16 protein-coding genes are annotated in these 15,420 nt (G+C 64.0%); 6 read left to right on the forward strand and 10 right to left on the reverse strand.

What is annotated here, in order from left to right; genetic code table 11:
• Positions 1–96: 96 nt before the first annotated feature.
• The gene (locus Q0139_RS09335) at positions 97–1,539 is read right to left on the reverse strand and encodes an FAD-binding oxidoreductase (RefSeq protein ID WP_298020608.1); all 1,443 of its coding nucleotides are present in this window, start codon (positions 1,537–1,539) and stop codon (positions 97–99) included.
• Between the two features lie 94 nt (positions 1,540–1,633).
• Between Q0139_RS09335 and Q0139_RS09340 the strand changes: the two genes are divergently transcribed.
• The 4 genes from Q0139_RS09340 (at position 1,634) to Q0139_RS09355 (ending at position 6,073) form a co-directional block, all read left to right on the forward strand.
• On the forward strand, positions 1,634–2,080 hold the full coding sequence (locus Q0139_RS09340) for a hypothetical protein (RefSeq protein ID WP_298020611.1): 447 nt from the start codon (positions 1,634–1,636) through the stop codon (positions 2,078–2,080).
• 105 nt (positions 2,081–2,185) lie between these two features.
• Complete coding sequence (locus Q0139_RS09345) at positions 2,186–3,598, forward strand: DEAD/DEAH box helicase (RefSeq protein WP_298020615.1); 1,413 nt, start codon at positions 2,186–2,188, stop codon at positions 3,596–3,598.
• A gap of 63 nt (positions 3,599–3,661) precedes the next feature.
• Positions 3,662–4,477, forward strand: a complete 816-nt coding sequence (locus Q0139_RS09350; RefSeq protein WP_298020618.1) for a glutaminyl-peptide cyclotransferase — start codon at positions 3,662–3,664, stop codon at positions 4,475–4,477.
• Between the two features lie 60 nt (positions 4,478–4,537).
• Entirely contained in the window at positions 4,538–6,073 is a 1,536-nt protein-coding gene (locus Q0139_RS09355; RefSeq protein ID WP_298020621.1) for an NAD(P)/FAD-dependent oxidoreductase, read from the forward strand.
• 112 nt (positions 6,074–6,185) lie between these two features.
• Here Q0139_RS09355 and Q0139_RS09360 read toward each other — a convergent pair whose 3' ends face one another.
• From Q0139_RS09360 to Q0139_RS09395, 8 genes are all read right to left on the reverse strand, one after another.
• On the reverse strand, positions 6,186–6,956 hold the full coding sequence (locus tag Q0139_RS09360; RefSeq protein ID WP_298020625.1) for an enoyl-CoA hydratase: 771 nt from the start codon (positions 6,954–6,956) through the stop codon (positions 6,186–6,188).
• Positions 6,957–6,960: 4 nt separating this feature from the next.
• The gene (tgt, locus tag Q0139_RS09365; protein WP_298020628.1) at positions 6,961–8,082 is read right to left on the reverse strand and encodes a tRNA guanosine(34) transglycosylase Tgt; all 1,122 of its coding nucleotides are present in this window, start codon (positions 8,080–8,082) and stop codon (positions 6,961–6,963) included.
• A gap of 110 nt (positions 8,083–8,192) precedes the next feature.
• Positions 8,193–8,714 (reverse strand): outer membrane beta-barrel protein, encoded by a 522-nt coding sequence (locus Q0139_RS09370; protein WP_298020631.1) that lies wholly within the window; start codon positions 8,712–8,714, stop codon positions 8,193–8,195.
• A 140-nt stretch (positions 8,715–8,854) separates the two neighbouring features.
• Positions 8,855–9,880, reverse strand: a complete 1,026-nt coding sequence (gene queA, locus Q0139_RS09375; RefSeq protein ID WP_298020634.1) for a tRNA preQ1(34) S-adenosylmethionine ribosyltransferase-isomerase QueA — start codon at positions 9,878–9,880, stop codon at positions 8,855–8,857.
• 190 nt (positions 9,881–10,070) lie between these two features.
• Entirely contained in the window at positions 10,071–10,787 is a 717-nt protein-coding gene (locus tag Q0139_RS09380; protein ID WP_298020637.1) for a peptidylprolyl isomerase, read from the reverse strand.
• Positions 10,788–10,913: 126 nt separating this feature from the next.
• Complete coding sequence (coaD, locus tag Q0139_RS09385; RefSeq protein ID WP_298020640.1) at positions 10,914–11,420, reverse strand: pantetheine-phosphate adenylyltransferase; 507 nt, start codon at positions 11,418–11,420, stop codon at positions 10,914–10,916.
• Positions 11,420–12,319 carry a polyprenyl synthetase family protein gene (locus Q0139_RS09390; protein WP_298020643.1) on the reverse strand — a complete coding sequence of 300 codons (900 nt, stop codon included), beginning with the start codon at positions 12,317–12,319 and terminating at the stop codon, positions 11,420–11,422. Before Q0139_RS09390 ends, coaD begins: the two co-directional genes overlap by 1 nt.
• A 7-nt stretch (positions 12,320–12,326) precedes the next feature.
• Positions 12,327–12,578: an exodeoxyribonuclease VII small subunit gene (locus tag Q0139_RS09395; RefSeq protein ID WP_298020646.1), complete on the reverse strand. Its 252-nt coding sequence runs from the start codon at positions 12,576–12,578 to the stop codon at positions 12,327–12,329.
• Positions 12,579–12,685: 107 nt separating this feature from the next.
• On the opposite strand from Q0139_RS09395, the gene Q0139_RS09400 reads away from it, so the two are divergent.
• Both Q0139_RS09400 and Q0139_RS09405 read left to right on the forward strand, forming a co-directional pair.
• The gene (locus Q0139_RS09400; protein WP_298020649.1) at positions 12,686–14,050 is read left to right on the forward strand and encodes an NAD-dependent succinate-semialdehyde dehydrogenase; all 1,365 of its coding nucleotides are present in this window, start codon (positions 12,686–12,688) and stop codon (positions 14,048–14,050) included.
• 100 nt (positions 14,051–14,150) lie between these two features.
• Positions 14,151–15,041, forward strand: a complete 891-nt coding sequence (locus Q0139_RS09405; protein ID WP_298020653.1) for a S9 family peptidase — start codon at positions 14,151–14,153, stop codon at positions 15,039–15,041.
• Between the two features lie 12 nt (positions 15,042–15,053).
• Here the strand turns inward: Q0139_RS09405 and Q0139_RS09410 are convergent, their stop codons facing one another.
• Positions 15,054–15,341 carry a hypothetical protein gene (locus tag Q0139_RS09410; RefSeq protein ID WP_298020656.1) on the reverse strand — a complete coding sequence of 96 codons (288 nt, stop codon included), beginning with the start codon at positions 15,339–15,341 and terminating at the stop codon, positions 15,054–15,056.
• Positions 15,342–15,420 lie beyond the last annotated feature (79 nt).

Consider the following 15,420-nt stretch of genomic DNA (forward strand, 5'->3'; position numbering starts at 1 on the left):
GCTGCTGGGCGGGTGCCGCGCTGGCCATCGAAATCTCCGTCAAATCATCTGGTTGCCGGGCCGTGAAGGTTTCAGGCGGCCCGAATGCGAGCCCGTCTAGGGCGTTGCGGGCGGATTCGCAAGCGGGACAAGCTTGCCGGGGTTCATGATCCCGAGCGGGTCCAGCGCCTGTTTGATCGCCCGCTGAGCATCGAGCCGCACCGATCCTGTGAGCCGCGCATATTCGGCGAGCTTGAGCTGGCCGATCCCGTGTTCGGCGGAGAGGGAACCGCCTTCGGCCGCCACCAGATCATGGACGAAAGCGCTGACCGCTTCTCCTTCGCCTGCGAGCCACGCATCGCCGTTGGCATCGGCCGGCGCACGGACATTGAAGTGCACATTGCCGTCGCCGAGATGGCCGAAGGCGTTGACTCGCGTTCCGGAGAATTTCGCTTCGACCTTCGCCGTCGCGCTCTCGATGAAGCCGGGCATGGCGGACACGGGAACCGAGATGTCGTGCTTTGCTGCAACGCCGTCGTGCCGCTCGGCCTCGGAAATCGCTTCGCGCAGCTTCCACAGCGCTTCGGCCTGCGCTTCGCTCGCGGCGATTGTGGCGTCGGCGGCGAGCCTCGCTTCGATCGCACCCGCCAGCGCCTGCTCGACCGCGCCGCGCAGCGCTCTCGCATCGCCCCCGTCCCGGCACTCGATCAACGCGTTCCAGGCATGGGCTTCGGTCAAGGGCGCGCGGGTATCGGGGATATGATCGAGCACGAGCGCAAGCGATGCCGCCGGGACCAGCTCGAACCCCTCGATGACCGGTCCAAGATCGGCCTCGAGCCGCCGGAGCAACGAGAGGCTGTCACTAGCTTTCGCAAACCCCGCCCAGGCCGTCACGCGATTCGGCGCTGCGGGGAACAGCTTGAGGCTCGCTGCGGTGACGATTCCCAACGTACCTTCCGCGCCGATCAGCAGCTGTTTCAGATCGTAGCCGCGATTGTCCTTTCTGAGGCTCGACAGCCCCTCGAACAGCGATCCGTCCGGCATCACCGCTTCGATACCCAGCACCAAGCTGCGCATCGGACCGTAGCGCAGCACCTGCGTCCCGCCGGCATTGGTCGAGACGAGACCGCCAATGGTCGCGCTGTCCTTGGACGCGAGCGAGAAGGGAAAGCGGCGATCCGCCTCCTCTGCCGCGCGGTGCACTTCGCTCAGGATGACGCCGGCCTCTGTGACCATGCTGCTGTCGGCCGGATCGATCGATCGGATGGCATTCATGGGCCGGAGTGACAGGACGATCGCGCGATCCGCGGGGCGCGGCACGCCGCCCGCGACCATCCCCGTATTGCCCCCCTGCGGTATGATCGGCGTGCCCGATTCCGCCGCGATCCGAACGACCTGCTGAACCTCTTCCACCGAAGCCGGCAATGCCATCGCGATCGCCCCGCCTGTCACCCGCTCGCGCCAGTCGGTCAGCCACGGCGCCATATCCGCCGCTTCGCTGACCAGACCTTTCGGTCCCAGTGCTTCGCCCAGGCGGTCGAGGAGATCGTGATCGGTCACGGCAACGCCATACAGGCTATGGCGAAGCGGGCCAATTCAGCTAAGGTTCAAACCCGAAACGACAGGGCCGCATTCACGGAGCATATTGCGAATAGTGAACGATTTCGGCCTTTCCTTTTTCCTGTTCTCCGCCGCGGCAGCGCCTGCGGACCTGCCGCCGTTGCAGTTCGCCATTCAGGTCGTCGAGCAACGGATCATCATTCGCATCCCGCTCCGGCGCCCATTGCGCCAACCGCGCTCACGCGCGCAGCCGGCGCTCGTCTGGCGCGAAACCGAAGCGGCGAGTTGTCAGCCGGCGCAACAGATCGCACAGGCGCGGTTCACCCGCCCCGGGATCATCGATTTCCTGATGCGCGACCGCCGGGTGGTGCGCGCAAGGCTCGACAATGATTGCGTCAATCTCGGCTATTATTCGTCCTTCTACCTGGTGCCGGGAGACGATGGCCGCGTTTGCGTCGACCGCGATCTCGTCCAGTCGCGCGCCGGGGGGCAGTGCGCGATTTCGGACTTTCGCACGCTGCAGGCGCAGCGCGCGCGCTGACCCTTTGATTTCTTGACTTTTCGGCGGTGAAGCGCCAATCGCACGCGGCAACGCGCGTGCGTTCGATTGCGCCGCGACGAGATGTAATCCCTAGCCGGAATTCCTATGACCTTTGCCGATCTCGGCCTTTCCGAAGAATTGCTGCGTGCCGTCAACGACGCGGGCTATACCGAGCCGACTCCGATCCAGGCCGAGGCGATCCCTCCCGTCCTGATGATGAAGGACCTTGTCGGCATCGCCCAGACCGGCACCGGCAAGACGGCGAGCTTCGTGCTGCCGATGATCGACATATTGAGCGCCGGCCGCCGCCGCGCGCGGATGCCGCGCTCGCTGATCCTCGCCCCGACGCGCGAACTCGCCGCGCAGGTCGCCGAGAATTTCGAGAAATACGGGAAATATCAAAAGCTCGAAATGGCGCTGCTCATCGGCGGCGTTCAGATGGGCGATCAGGTCAAGGCGCTCGAAAAGGGCGTCGATGTGCTGATCGCGACGCCGGGCCGGCTGATGGACCTGTTCGATCGCGGCAAGATCCTGCTTTCGGGCTGTACCCTGCTCGTCATCGACGAGGCCGACCGGATGCTCGACATGGGCTTCATCCCCGATATCGAGAAAATCTGCCAGAAACTGCCGACCAACCGCCAGACGCTGCTCTTTTCGGCAACCATGCCGCCGCCGATCAAGAAGCTGACCGAGAAATTCCTCAGCAACCCCAAACATATCGAGGTTGCCCGGCCCGCGACGGCGGCGACCAATATCGAGCAGCGGCTCGTCAGAACCGGGCCGCGTGAGAAGAAGACGACGCTGATCAAGCTGCTGCGCGAGGAAGATGTCGAAACGGCGATCGTCTTTTCCAATCGCAAGACGACGGTTCGCGACCTCGAACAGGCGCTCAAGCGCGATGGATTTCGCGCCGGACAGATCCAGGGCGATATGGACCAGCGCTCCCGCATGGCCGAGCTGCAGCGGTTCAAGGATGGCGAGATCAATATTCTCGTCGCGTCCGATGTCGCCGCGCGCGGCCTCGACGTCAAAGGCGTGAGCCATGTCTTCAACTATGACGTGCCGTGGCATCCGGACGATTATGTCCACCGTATCGGGCGGACGGGACGCGCGGGTGCCAAGGGCATCGCTATCACCATCGCGACCAGCGCCGATGACGAGGCGGTCGAAAATATCGAAAAGCTGACCGGGCAGAAGATCGGTACCGGCGGCGGGGCCCCTGCCCCTGCCCCTGCCCCTGCCCCTGCCGAGAGCCAGGGCAAACCCGAAGCCGAGAGCGATTCCGCGGAAGAGCCGGCACCAAAGAAAAGCCGCTCGCGCCGTTCATCGCGCAAATCGCCTTCGAACGATCAGGCGGAGGACAACGCCGCACCCGCCGCCCCGAAAAAAGAGGCGGCACCGAAAAAGCAATCAACCGCGCGCAAACCGAAGCCGAAGGATGACGGCGACGATGGGGCGGGCGATGATGACTGGAACGGCCCGATGCCAAGCTTTCTCGACGTGAAGCTGGGCGGCTAGTCTGACAATATGGTGGATTTGGGCGGTTCCCCGGCGCTGCAAACCATCCATCGCCGCATCTGCATGACCCTAGCATTGGCGGTGCTCGCGCTGGCGGCGTGCGCGGACGGCAACGCGCAGATCCCGGTCCAGCGCTACGAAATCGCGAACCGCTATCCGCATGATCCCTCCGCCTTCACACAGGGCCTGAGCTTCCATAACGGCGAATTTTACGAGAGCACCGGCCAGTACGGCCAATCCGATGTCCGACGCGTGCGGCTCTCGGACGGCACCGTGCAGGATGAAACCGATCTCGACCCGCGCCTGTTCGGCGAAGGCAGCACGATCCTCGGCGACCGGCTCTACAGTCTGAGCTGGTGCGCAGGCATGGGGCAGGTCTGGCGGCTCGACGACCTCGAACCCGTCGGCAGCTTCCGCTATCCCGGCCAGGGTTGGGGGTTGACCGACGATGGCGAGCAACTGATCCTCAGCGACGGGACGGCCGAACTCCGGTTCATCGACCCCGACAGCTTTTCCGAAACGCGGCGGATCACCGTGACCGCCGACAACCGCCCGGTCGCCAATCTCAACGAACTCGAATTCATCGATGGCGAGGTTTACGCGAACATTTGGCAGCAGGAGTTGATCGTGCGGATCGATCCGGAAAGCGGCGATGTCGTCGGCGTCATCGACATGACGGGACTGGGCCGCGTGGCCGGCGCGCGCGGGTTTGAGGATGTGCTCAACGGCATCGCCCACGATCCGGAAACGGGCCGCCTGTTCGTCACCGGAAAATATTGGCCGGAACTGTTCGAAATCACTCTGCTACCCGACGAAGACCGCGCCGACGGCGCCGCGCTCCTCGCCAACATCCCGCCCCGCTCCGTCTCCTGCCGCTGATCGCCTTGCCGTAAACGTCAACCCGTTGTATATCGCAACGGATTGAGAGAGGAGCGGCCCATGGCACGCGACAACCCCGTCCAGCATTTCGACGTCATCGTTGTCGGCGCCGGCATATCCGGCATCGGCGCGGGCTATTATCTGCAGCGCGATTGCCCGGACAAGAGCTACGCGATCCTGGAGGGCCGGGAAAATATCGGCGGCACCTGGGACCTGTTCCGCTATCCGGGTATCCGCTCCGATTCTGACATGTTCACGCTAGGCTTCGCGTTCAAACCCTGGACCGAGCAGAAGGCGATCGCGGACGGCCCGTCGATCCTCAACTATCTGAACGAGACGGCGGACCAGTACGGCATCCGCGACAAGATCCGCTTCGGCCATCACGTGAAATCCGCCGAATGGGACAGCGCGACCGCGACATGGACCGTCCATGCCGAAATTGGCGAGAAGGCGGAGCCCGTCACCTTCGCCTGCAATTTCCTCTTCATGTGCTCGGGCTATTACAATTACGAGGCCGGCTACACGCCCGAATGGCCGGGCATGGAGAATTTCGGCGGCACATGGGTGCATCCGCAGCACTGGCCGCAGGATCTCGATTACAAGGACAAGCAGGTCCTCGTCATCGGTTCGGGTGCGACGGCGGTGACGCTCGTCCCCGCGATGGTCGACGGCGCAAATCCGCCCGCGCATGTCACGATGCTGCAGCGGACACCGACCTATATGGTTTCGCGTCCCTCAAGCGACAAAGTGGCGAATGGGCTGCGCAAGGTGCTGCCGAGCAAGCTCGCCTACAAGCTGATCCGCTGGCGCAACGTGCTGATGCAGCAGTTCATCTTCCGCCGCGCGCGGACCAAGCCCGAAGACGTGAAGGAGCATCTGCGCAAGGCCCTTGAAGCCGAACTGGGCCCCGATTTCGACTACGATACCCATTTCGCGCCGCCCTATAATCCCTGGGAACAACGGCTTTGCCTCGTCCCCGACAGCGACTTCTTCCGCGTCATCAACGAGGGCAAGTCGGAGATCGTCACCGACCATATCGAAACCTTCACCGAAGGCGGCGTGAAGCTGAAATCGGGCCGCGAGATCGCCGCCGATATCGTCGTCACCGCGACCGGCCTCGACCTGCAAATGGCGGGCGGGCTCGATGTCAAAGTCGACGGCGAAGCGATCAATTTCGGAGACAAGGTCACCTACAAGGCGATGATGTTCGACGGCGTGCCGAACTTCGCGATCAGCTTCGGTTATACCAATGCCAGCTGGACGCTGCGCGCCGATTTGACCTGCGAATATGTCGCGCGGCTGCTCAATCACATGGGCAAGACCGGCACCGACTACGCTGTGCCGCGCCTGCCTGCCGACGAGCAGATCGAGCGCCTGCCCTGGGTCGATTTTTCGAGCGGCTATTTCAAGCGTGCCGAGGACAAGCTCCCCTGGCAGGGCGACAAGGGCGTGTGGCGCAACCTGCAGAACTATCCCAAGGACGTGAAGGAGCTCCGCAAGGCGCCGATCACCGACGATGCGATGCATTTCGAGAAGGCCAGCGGCGCCGCCGCAGCGCCCGCGAACGAGGACGAAACGGCGATCGCGGCGGAGTAGCCTTTCTCCCGATTGCCCTGAGCCTGTCGAAGGGCTGCGTTCTTTCGGCGATTCGCTCGAAGAAGAAGCAGGGCTTTGACAAGCTCAGCCCAAGCGGGTCTTTTTGGCAACCCTACCCCGCCTGCCCCCTGCCCCGCTCCTGCACCGCCATCCGCCGCGCTTCGATCTCCTCGGCGCTGACCGCGCTGTTGCCGGAAGCGCGCTCCTGCTCGAGCGCCAACCCCTCGCCGAAGCTTGCCGCATAGCCGTCGTCAATCAGCGACAGATAGGTCTTGAGCATGTCCGGCTCGACCGAGAGCATATCCTCGGCCAGCGAACGCGCGGCGGCCAGCAGCTCGCCCGCCGGCACGACGCGGTTGACGAGGCCCCATCGCTCGGCCTTTTCGGCGGACAGGAAATTGCCCGTCAGCGACAGTTCCTTGGCGCGTGAAATTCCGATCATCCGCGACAGCTTCTGGCTGAGCCCCCAGCCCGGCATGATGCCGACGCGGGCATGGGTGTCGGCAAAGCGCGCATTCTCGCTCGCGATCAGCACGTCGCAGGCGAGCGCGAGTTCGAACCCGCCAGTGATCGCAACGCCGTTGATCGCGCCGATCACCGGCCCCGAAAACCGCCCCAACGCCGTCACCGGGTCCTCGACATCGACGGCATCGCCGACCGATGCCGCGCCCGAACCGAGCTCCTTCAGGTCGAGACCTGCGGTAAACGCCCCCTCACCCGTGCCGGTCAGGATCAGCACGCGGATATCCGGATCGGCCTCCATCGCCAGCACCGTTTCGGCAAGCTCCTTGCGCAGCGCCGCTGAAAGCGCGTTCATCGCCTCGGGCCGGTTCAGCGTCAGCACGGCATATTCGCCGCAACGTTCGGTTTCGATCAGGGCCATCGGGTCAATCCTTTTGCCGGTATCGGTTGGTGAAATCGGCGGCGAAGGCCCCGAATCGCGATTCCGCGATCGCCGCGCGCATTCCCGCCACCAACGACTGGTAGAACCAGATATTGTGTTCGGTCATCAGCATCGCGCCCAAGATTTCACCCGATTTGACGAGGTGATGCAGATAGGCGCGGCTCCACCCCTTGCAGACAGGACATGAGCAGTCCGGATCGAGCGGCCCGGTATCCTCGGCAAAGCGCGCATTCTTGATGTTGATCGGGCCGTCATGGGCGAAGGCCTGGCCCGTCCGCCCGCTCCGCGTCGGCAGCACGCAATCGAACATATCGACCCCGCGCGCGACCGCGCCGACCAGGTCGTCGGGCTTGCCGACACCCATCAGATAGCGCGGGCGGTCTTGCGGAAACTGGCCGGGCGCGAAATCGAGACAGCCGAACATCGCCTCCTGCCCCTCGCCCACTGCCAGCCCACCGATCGCATAGCCGTCGAACCCGATATCGAGCAGCGCGTCGGCCGATTGCTTGCGCAGCCCTTCGTCGAGCCCGCCCTGCTGGATACCAAACAGCGCGCCCCCATTGCCGAGTGCATCGAACGCCGCGCGCGAGCGTTTCGCCCAGCGCATAGAGCGCTCCATCGCCTCCGACTGCTTCTTTTCCGTATCGGTCGTCTTCACCAGTTGATCGAACGCCATGACGATATCGGAGCCGAGTAGCGTCTGGATTTCCATCGATCGTTCCGGGCTCAGCATGTGACGCGACCCGTCGATGTGACTGGCGAATTCGACGCCGTCCTCGCTCACCTTGGTACGCGAGGACAGGCTCATCACCTGATATCCGCCGCTATCGGTCAGAATCGGCCGCTCCCAGCCCATGAAATCGTGCAGCCCGCCCAGCTTGGCCACGCGCTCGGCGCCAGGGCGGAGCATGAGGTGATAGGTGTTACCGAGGATGATATCTGCGCCGGCCCCGCGCACGTCGACAGGCTTCATCGCCTTGACCGTCGCCGCGGTGCCGACGGGCATGAAGGCGGGCGTGCGTATCTCGCCGCGCCGCATCCGGATCGTCCCGGTGCGGGCCGCACCGTCGGTCGCGGCGATGGAAAATGCGAAGCGTTCGGTCATCGCGGCTGGCTTAACCGCCGAAGCCCCCGAATGCACGCCTGCTGTCGGCGCGCACCAGAATGCCGAGACGCGAGGTGGCAAAGGGGCCGGTCGCCCGGCCCCTTCCCCAACTAGAAGTGCAGGGCTAGGCCTGCGGTCGCGCGAACGCTGTCGAACGCGATCGTGTCGAGCACGGCGCGAAGCGAAACGTTGGGCGAAACCATGAACTGGGCACCCGCGCCGACGAGATAGTCGCCTTCGGTATCGTCGACACCGCCCGGGACCGGTCCGCCGACGAGGTTGTTCAAGTCAAAATTGACTTCCTGATAACCACCGCGGGCGAATATCTGCGCGCCTTGTCCGACGCGCACGCCGAGCTTGCCAGCGATACCGTATTCGCTGTCGATCGCACCCGTGCCGAGGTTGTAATTGCCCTCGACGCCGAGGATGACCGTCTCGCCGACCGGGACATCGACGCCGACATAGGTGCCGAAAATGGCTCCGTCATCGTCGCCGAAAGGATTGTCGCCAAGGTCGTGATAGCCGGCTTGCGCGCCAACATAGAAATCAGCCTGCGTCTGAGCGGCTGCCGGAGCGGCCATCGCCGCCGCCGCAAGGATAGTGCTCCCGAACCATAGAGTTTTCATTGTCATGTCTTTCTCAATAACCCCGGCCCGATGCCGGTCGCGCGCGATTGCCTCCTCGCCGCTTTCTGAAAGATGAATACGCCATCCAAGAACAATCAATTCGACGAACGACAGAAAATTACGAATGAATGGCGTAAAACGCGCCTTTACGGCAGCAACAGGCTCGCATCGCCATAGCTGTAGAAGCGGTAGCCGCTGTCGATAGCATGTCGATACGCCGCCAGCATCCGATCTCGCCCCATCAATGCGCTCACCAACATAAACAGCGTCGAGCGCGGAAGGTGGAAATTGGTCATCAGCCCGTCGATCGCGCGGAACTGGTAGCCGGGGGTGATGAAGATGTCGGTGTCACCCTCGAACGGCGCGATATGGCCGCTTTCGTCGGCAGCGCTTTCGATCAGACGCAGGCTCGTCGTACCCACCGCGATGATCCGGTTGCCGTCCGCCCTGGTCGCGTTGAGCCGGCCCGCCGTCGCGGGATCGATACGTCCCCATTCGGCATGCATCTTGTGATCGCCGACATTGTCCGCCTTCACCGGCAGAAACGTCCCCGCGCCGACATGCAGCGTCAGCGTCACATGCTCGATTCCGTGCACGGCCAGCGCTTCCATCAGCTCGGGCGTGAAATGGAGAGCCGCGGTCGGCGCGGCGACGGCACCTTTCTCCTTCGCGAACATCGTCTGATAGTCGCGGCTGTCCTGCGCATCGACGTCGCGCTTGCTGGCGATATAGGGCGGCAGCGGCATTCGCCCCGCGCGTTCGATCAGGATTTCGGGAGGCTCATTGCCTTCGAAGGTCAACAGCAGCGACCCGTCGTCGCCGCGCGGCCCGGCAAGCGCCGTCACGCCGCCCGCGAAATCGATCTTGTCGCCCTCGCGCACCCGCTTGGCATTGCGGACAAAGGCGTGCCAGCTCCGCATCCCCTCGCGCTTGTGCAGCGTCGCGCCGATCCGCGCATTGCCGCGCCGTCCTTCGAGCTGCGCCGGGATAACGCGGGTGTCGTTGAAGACGAGGACATCGCCCGGCTCCAGGCATTGGGCCAGGTTGCGCACATAGTGATCTTCGGTCCGATCGCCGTCGAGGACGAGCATCCTCGCGCTGTCCTTCGGCTCGGCCGGGCGCAGGGCGATCCGGTCGTTCGGCAGATCGAAATCGAACAGGTCGACGCGCATGGGAGTGGTCCTAAACCCTCTCCCATCGGGAGAGGGATATCGAGTTCTTAACGAGCGGAGCGAGTTTAGAACGAGTTGGGTGAGGGCGTCGCGCCTTTTAAAGGCCCGCTCACCCTCATCCAACTCCGCCTAGTTCGCTACGCTCACAAGGCTCCGTATCCTTCTCCCATCAAGGGAGAAGGTTGCCGTGTCACTCGCCCTCGTCCTCCGGCATCCCCTGTTCGGCGAGCGCCGCATCGATCGCAGAAGCGGGATCGGCGGCGCCCGTGGTCACGGCGTTCAGTTCGGCGGCCGTCGGCGGCGGGACATTGTCGGCAGCGACGGAGGCGCGAATGATGCGGGCGGGCCGTGCCGGCGGCTCGCCGCGCGGGATCGCATCGACGAACTGCATCCCGCTGATCACCCGGCCGAAAACGGTATAGTTCTCGTCGAGCCGAAGCGAGGGCATGAAGGTGATGAAAAACTGGCTGTTGGCGCTGTCGGGTTCGTTGGCGCGCGCCATCGACACCGCGCCGCGAACATGCGGCAAACGGCTGAATTCGGCGGAAAGGTCCGGAAGGTTCGATCCGCCTTCGCCCGTTCCCGTCGGATCGCCGGTCTGCGCCATGAAGCCGTCGATGACGCGGTGGAAGATGATGCCGTTGTAGAAGCCCTGGCGCGCCAGCGTCTTGATCCGCTCGACATGATTGGGCGCGACATCGGGCCGCAGCCGGATCGCCACCCGGCCGCCGGTCGACAGGTCGAGCAGCAGGGTGTTTTCCGGATCGGCCTCCGGCGTCGCCGCCGTGGCACCGGCCACCACCGGCCCTTCATTGGCCGCATCGGCCAACGCCTCGGGCGCGGTGTCCGAACTCGAACAGCCGGCAAGCAGCACGGCAAACAGAAAACCCCAAAGCTTCAAACGCATAATGGCCTCTTGATACACTCGGAAAATGACAGCGGGCGCAACGGGCGCCCTGATCTTGCGCGCCTCCTTAGCCCAATCATGCCGGGGCTGAAAGCGCGATGAACGGTGTCCTGTCGGCAGGACCGGTCAGCTTCCCTTCCGGCCGATGTTGTCGACGCGGGCGGCGACCTCCTTGGCCACGGCAGGCGTGACGAATTTGTGGATCTCGCCGCCATAGAGCGCGATCTCCTTGACCAGTCGCGAAGCGATCGGTTGCAGCGACACGTCCGCCATCAGAAACACCGTCTCGATGCCGTCGTTGAGCTGCTGGTTCATCCCGGCCATCTGATACTCATATTCGAAGTCGGCGACGGCACGGAGGCCGCGGACGATCACGCTCGCCCCCTCGCGCTCGGCAAAGTCCATCAGCAGCGAATCGAACTGGACCACGCGAATATTGCCGTCGACTTCGGCGACCTCGCGTTCGACCATCGCCATGCGCTCGTCATCGGTGAACATCGGCGATTTCGACGGATTGGTCGTCACGCCGATCACCAGTTCATCGACCAGCTTCGCCCCGCGCCGGATGATATCCATATGCCCGAGCGTGATCGGGTCGAAGGTGCCGGGATAAACGCCCACGCGTTTCGCCATTAATGGGTCCTTTCGATCGTGAAGCGCGCAATGGCGCGCAGCGTGTCGGCTTCCTTGCCGAAGCTCTGGAGGTGGTCGATCGCCTGCTGCACGAGCATGTCGGCCTGCTGGCGTGCCCGGTCGACGCCGAGCAGCGAGACAAAGGTCGCCTTGCCGGCCTCGGCATCCTTGCCGAGCCGCTTGCCTGCCTCTTCTTCGTCGCCTTCGACATCAAGCAGATCGTCGGCGATCTGGAAAGCGAGCCCGAGATCGCGGGCATAGCCGCGCAGGTGCGTTCGATGTTCGGCCGGTACGCGCGCCATGATCGCGCCGGCCTCCACGCAGAATGCGAACAGCGCCCCGGTCTTGAGATGCTGCAGCCGCGTCACTGCGGGGAGGTCGAGCTCCTGGTGTTCTGCGGCGAGATCCATCATCTGGCCGCCGCCCATGCCCGATGGTCCGCTGGCGCGCGCCAGTTCCGCCATCAATTCGGCGCGGACGAACGCGTCGGGATGAGTCGCTTCTTCGCCTAAAATCTCGAACGCCAGCGCCAGCAGACAATCGCCGGCGAGCACCGCCGTGGCCTCGTCGAACGCCTTGTGGACGGTCGGCCTGCCACGCCTCAGGTCGTCATCGTCCATACAGGGAAGATCGTCATGGATCAGCGAATAGACATGGATGCATTCGACCGCGAAACCGACGCGCATCGCCCGGTCGCGATCGACGTTGAACAGCTCGCTCGACGCCACGACCAGCATCGGCCGCAATCGTTTGCCGCCGCCGATCGCCGCATGACGCATCGCCTCGTAGAGCCGAGCGCGCGAATCGCTCGGCACCTTGAGCCAGGTGTCGAACAGGATATCGATATCCTTCGCCATCCGTTCGAGACGGGGCTTCAGACCGAAGGGGATGACGCTCATGCGCGCCTCATTGCGGATCGAGCGGTTCCACGCCGACCGGCTCGCCGCCGGCGTCCAGTTTGATCTTTTCGATCCGTTCGCGCGCCGATTTCAGCCGCGCCTCGCAATGCGCGCGAAGTTTGTCGCCGCGTTCGTAGAGCGCAATCGATTCGTCGAGCGGCGCCTCACCCGTTTCGAGCTGCCGGACGATCGATTCGAGCTGCTCGATGGCCGCTTCGAACGACAGATTCGCGATGTCCTGGCCAGTATCTTCGGTCATGCTGTCGCTATGGGCGACGGGACAAGCTATGGTCAAGGAAACAGGGGGGCGATTCACAGACTCCCCGATTCGGGTGCGCGCGAACCTTTGAGCGAGGAGCCGTAACAATGCCGACACAGGTCAATCCCGCCACCGGCGAGGAAGGCAAGTCCTTTCCCGAACTGACCGATGACGAGATCGAGGCGAAGATCGCCAAAGCCGCGGAAACGTACCGCGAATGGCGGCTGACGGACCTCGGCACGCGCGTGGACCTGCTGAACAAGATCGCCGACGTCTATGACGCACATCGCGACGAGCTCGCTGCAGTGATCACGAGCGAGATGGGCAAGCCGGTGACGCAGGCGCGCACCGAAATCGAAAAATGCGCCAAGGGTTTCCGCTTCTACGCCAAGAACGGGCCCGCGATGCTGGAACCGCGAGAGAACGAGCTGACCAATGGCCGCTCGGTCTCGCACTGGCTACCGCAGGGCCCGGTGCTCGCCGTGATGCCGTGGAACTACCCCTTCTGGCAGGTCGTCCGCTTCCTCGCGCCGACGATCATGGCGGGCAATGTCGGCCTGCTGAAGCACGCCAGCTCGACGCCCGAATGCGCGGCGAAGCTCGAGGAGATGGTCGTCGAGGCCGGTGGACCCGAAGGCCTGTTCCAGAATCTGCACATCAGCTCGGGCAAGGTCGCCGGGATCATCGCCGACGATCGCGTCGTCGCCGTGACGATCACGGGCAGCGAGGGCGCCGGGATCAAGGTCGCCGAAGCTGCGGGCCACAACCTGAAAAAGGTCGTGCTCGAACTCGGCGGGTCCGATCCGTTCGTGGTGATGCCGAGCGCCGATGTGAAGAAGGCAGCCGAGACTGCGGTCTGGGCGCGTCTCCAGAATGCCGGGCAAAGCTGCATCTGCGGCAAGCGCATGATCGTCCACGAGGATGTCTATGACGAATTCATGGAAATCTTCGTCGACGGCGTGAAGAATATCGTCATCGGCGACCCGACCGACGAAGCGACCAAAATGGGCCCGCTTTCGAGCCAGGGCGCGCGCGACGATATTGTCGAGCAGCTCGACAAGGCGGTGAAATCGGGCGCGAACAAACTTTATGGCGGCGACGTGCCCGACAAGCCGGGCGCCTGGATGACGCCCGCGATCCTGACCGATATTCCCAAGAACGCACCTGTCGTGCGCGAGGAGTTTTTTGGTCCCGTCGCCATGGTGTTCAAGGTGGGCAGCCTCGACGAAGCGATCGAATGCGCGAACAACATCCCCTTCGGCCTTGGCTCCAGCGTTTGGACCAATGACGAGGACGAAAAGCAGCGCTTCATCCGCGATATCGAGGCGGGCATGACCGCGGTGAACCAGATGCTAGCGTCCGACCCCTATGCCCCGTTCGGCGGTATCAAGCGCTCGGGCCATGGCCGCGAACTCTCCTCGCACGGCCTGCACGAGTTCATGAACCTCAAGAATGTGATGCTACCGGACTGACGGTGAACGGGTTCGATGTGGCAGCCGAGCGACCCGAAATTTGCGAATGAAACACGCTTTGACAGCGGCGGTTGCCGCCTTTTGCCTCAATGGCTGCACCATGGCTGAAAACGATCCGTCCGCCGCGCCACCTTCTCCGGCTTCGGCTGGTGAACCGGCGCGTGACATCATGGTCTGGGACGACCTGCTCTCGCGCGCGCAGCCTGAGCCCGATCATCGCATCGCCTATGGCGAGGGTGATCTGCAATTCTCCGAACTCTGGTTGCCGATCGTCGATGGCATTCCCGCTTCGGGGCACCCGACCGTCCTGATGATCCATGGCGGTTGCTGGCAGACCGACATCGCCGAGCGGGACATCATGAACTGGATCGCCGGAGACCTGCGCGATCGCGGCATCGCCGTCTGGAACATCGAATATCGCGGCGTCGATCGCGAGGGAGGCGGCTGGCCCGGCACTTATGAGGATGTGCTCGCCGCCGCGGCCTCGCTCGTCGAGAATGCCGGGCGATACAATCTCGATATCTCGAACACGGTAGCCATCGGCCATTCGGCGGGCGGTCACCTCGCCCTGTGGCTCGCGGCGCGGCAGAGTGCGCTGCCCGGCGATGGCGCGCTCGACATCGTCCGGCTGCCGATCGGTACGGTGATCAGCCAGGGCGGTTTACCCGACCTTGAAGCCGGTACGCGGCGCGAAGGGCACGCCTGCGGCACGGAGGCGCCACGGCTGATGATGGGCGAGAACCCGACGCTCACCTCGCCGCAACGCATGCCTGCGCCCTCGGCGCACCAAATCCTCGTCAACGGCGCGCGCGACCGGATCGCCCCGCCTGACTATGCCGAGGCCTATCGCAACGCCAATCTCGCCCGGGACGTCACCGATATCGCGCTGGTGACGATCCCGGACGAAGGGCATGTCGAACTGATCAGTCCCGGTACCGCCGCCTGGGAGCGACAGGTGGAGTTGATCGAGGAAGCGCTCGGCCGGCGCTAAGCCGGTCGCAAATCAGCCAAATTCGACCGGCGTCCCGCCAACGAGCAACAGATACGCGCCCACGGCGAAGGCCGCGATGCCGAGGATCAGGCCGAGCAGGCTCAGAACGCCGCCGGTCTTCCGCGACATCAAGCCGAGAATGGCCGCCAACGCACCGCCGACGGTACCGATGAGCAGGCTTCCGCCTTCGGCCGAATAATTCCACATGCCGAGTGGCACCGTGAATGAGAAAAACGCGGCGCCCGCCGAAATCAGCGCCGAAAGTGCGCCGAGCAGCTTTCCTCTACCCGTCTGTTCCATGGCATTCCCCCCTTTTCGTTTTATCGCCCCGCCAGCCTAGGCCGCTGCACGGAAGTCGACAAGGCTCCCTCCCTTGAAC

Origin of the sequence: uncultured Parasphingopyxis sp. (assembly GCF_937129435.1) — a bacterium.
Classification (GTDB): Bacteria; Pseudomonadota; Alphaproteobacteria; order Sphingomonadales; family Sphingomonadaceae; genus Parasphingopyxis.

Excerpts from the sequence above, each read along its gene's own strand:
- Q0139_RS09400 (WP_298020649.1), top strand. The coding sequence starts at position 12,686 with ATGCCGACACAGGTCAATCCCGCCACCGGCGAGGAAGGCAAGTCCTTT.
- Q0139_RS09345 (WP_298020615.1), top strand. The coding sequence starts at position 2,186 with ATGACCTTTGCCGATCTCGGCCTTTCCGAAGAATTGCTGCGTGCCGTC.
- Q0139_RS09380 (WP_298020637.1), bottom strand. The coding sequence starts at position 10,787 with ATGCGTTTGAAGCTTTGGGGTTTTCTGTTTGCCGTGCTGCTTGCCGGC.
- Q0139_RS09410 (WP_298020656.1), bottom strand. The coding sequence starts at position 15,341 with ATGGAACAGACGGGTAGAGGAAAGCTGCTCGGCGCACTTTCGGCGCTG.
- Q0139_RS09370 (WP_298020631.1), bottom strand. The coding sequence starts at position 8,714 with ATGACAATGAAAACTCTATGGTTCGGGAGCACTATCCTTGCGGCGGCG.
- queA (WP_298020634.1), bottom strand. The coding sequence starts at position 9,880 with ATGCGCGTCGACCTGTTCGATTTCGATCTGCCGAACGACCGGATCGCC.
- tgt (WP_298020628.1), bottom strand. The coding sequence starts at position 8,082 with ATGACCGAACGCTTCGCATTTTCCATCGCCGCGACCGACGGTGCGGCC.
- Q0139_RS09405 (WP_298020653.1), top strand. The coding sequence starts at position 14,151 with ATGGCTGAAAACGATCCGTCCGCCGCGCCACCTTCTCCGGCTTCGGCT.
- Q0139_RS09355 (WP_298020621.1), top strand. The coding sequence starts at position 4,538 with ATGGCACGCGACAACCCCGTCCAGCATTTCGACGTCATCGTTGTCGGC.
- Q0139_RS09395 (WP_298020646.1), bottom strand. The coding sequence starts at position 12,578 with ATGACCGAAGATACTGGCCAGGACATCGCGAATCTGTCGTTCGAAGCG.
- Q0139_RS09390 (WP_298020643.1), bottom strand. The coding sequence starts at position 12,319 with ATGAGCGTCATCCCCTTCGGTCTGAAGCCCCGTCTCGAACGGATGGCG.
- Q0139_RS09350 (WP_298020618.1), top strand. The coding sequence starts at position 3,662 with ATGACCCTAGCATTGGCGGTGCTCGCGCTGGCGGCGTGCGCGGACGGC.
- Q0139_RS09360 (WP_298020625.1), bottom strand. The coding sequence starts at position 6,956 with ATGGCCCTGATCGAAACCGAACGTTGCGGCGAATATGCCGTGCTGACG.
- coaD (WP_298020640.1), bottom strand. The coding sequence starts at position 11,420 with ATGGCGAAACGCGTGGGCGTTTATCCCGGCACCTTCGACCCGATCACG.